The organism is Monashia sp. HAY1-5C, assembly GCF_056755255.1.
Window position 1 is genome coordinate 1 of record NZ_JBPGXG010000260.1, and the last position, 1,766, is coordinate 1,766.

General features: G+C 58.6%; 2 rRNA genes. Both read right to left on the minus strand.

From position 1 onward, the window contains the following. Window positions 1–1,340 (minus strand): 23S ribosomal RNA (locus ACR9ZK_RS21505); the annotation flags it as partial. Window positions 1,341–1,718: 378 nt separating this feature from the next. Beyond that, a 16S ribosomal RNA gene (locus ACR9ZK_RS21510) occupies window positions 1,719–1,766 on the minus strand; the annotation flags it as partial.

Here is a 1,766-nt window from a genome sequence, read left to right on the forward strand (position 1 = left end):
GGCAACACGACGCTCCCCTACCCATCAACACGCCTGGACACCGGTCCCGCAGGAGCCGGTGCCGAGCAGTATGTCAATGCCACAGCTTCGGTGGTGTGCTTGAGCCCCGCTACATTGTCGGCGCGGAATCACTTGACCAGTGAGCTATTACGCACTCTTTGAAGGGTGGCTGCTTCTAAGCCAACCTCCTGGTTGTCACAGCAACTCCACATCCTTTCCCACTTAGCACACGCTTAGGGACCTTAGCTGGTGATCTGGGCTGTTTCCCTCTCGACTACGGAGCTTATCCCCCGCAGTCTCACTGCCACGCTCTCACTTACCGGCATTCGGAGTTTGGCTAACGTCAGTAACCTGGTGAGGCCCATCGGCTATCCAGTAGCTCTACCTCCGGCAAGAAACACGTGACGCTGCACCTAAATGCATTTCGGGGAGAACCAGCTATCACGGAGTTTGATTGGCCTTTCACCCCTACCCACAGCTCATCCCCTCAGTTTTCAACCTAAGTGGGTTCGGTCCTCCACGCAGTCTTACCTGCGCTTCAACCTGGCCATGGGTAGATCACTCCGCTTCGGGTCTAGACCCAGCGACTAAAACGCCCTCTTCGGACTCGCTTTCGCTACGGCTTCCCCACACGGGTTAACCTCGCCACTGAGCACTAACTCGCAGGCTCATTCTTCAAAAGGCACGCTGTCACCCCACACGCCCAACGGCGGGAGGCTCCAACGGATTGTAGGCACACGGTTTCAGGATCTATTTCACTCCCCTCCCGGGGTACTTTTCACCTTTCCCTCACGGTACTTGTCCGCTATCGGTCACCAGGGAATATTTAGGCTTAGCAGGTGGTCCTGCCAGATTCACACGGGATTTCTCGGGCCCCGTGCTACTTGGGATCCCTCACTGGAGTCCACACCATTTCGTCTACGGGGGTCGCACCCTCTGTGCCGAGCCATTCAATGCTCTTCGACTATGACGCAGATTTCTCACTCCATGCCAGAGTGTCAGCTCCGGCCGCAAGGTCCCACGACCCCGGACATGCAACGCCTGACAGCTATCACACACGCCCGGTTTAGCCTCATCCGCTTTCGCTCGCCACTACTCACGGAATCACTGTTGTTTTCTCTTCCTGTGGGTACTGAGATGTTTCACTTCCCCACGTTCCCTCCACACACCCTATATATTCAGGTGCGGGTGACTGGACTTGCCTCCAGCCGGGTTTCCCCATTCGGAAATCCTCGGATCACAGCCTGGTTATCGGCTACCCGAGGCTTATCGCAGATTCCTACGTCCTTCTTCGGTTCCTGGTGCCAAGGCATCCACCGTGTGCCCTTAAAAACTTGAGCCACAAAGATGCTCGCGTCCACTGTGTAGTTCTCAAAACACAACCGGCACCCACCACCACCCCGACAAACGCCAGGAGATCGGGCGGGCCCACACCCAGAAGAAACAGCGCACCCACCACCAGCACACGCGACCGCGCGCCGGCGTGGGGGTCTGATCCCTCAGGACCCAACAACGTGCCAGACACCCACCCGAACCCGCGCCGCGTTCCACTCCCTCAGATCCTCGCGGACCGTCACCGGGTTGTACTAGCGAGCCACCGGCTCGACCAGGTGCCAAGTAATCGATGTTCCACCCATGAGCACCCCCACCAGGCGTTCGCTGGCGGCGGGCCACTGCGCCACCAGACCCACGGGCCCGGCAGCGAAGCTGCTCCTTAGAAAGGAGGTGATCCAGCCGCACCTTCCGGTACGGCTACCTTGTTACGA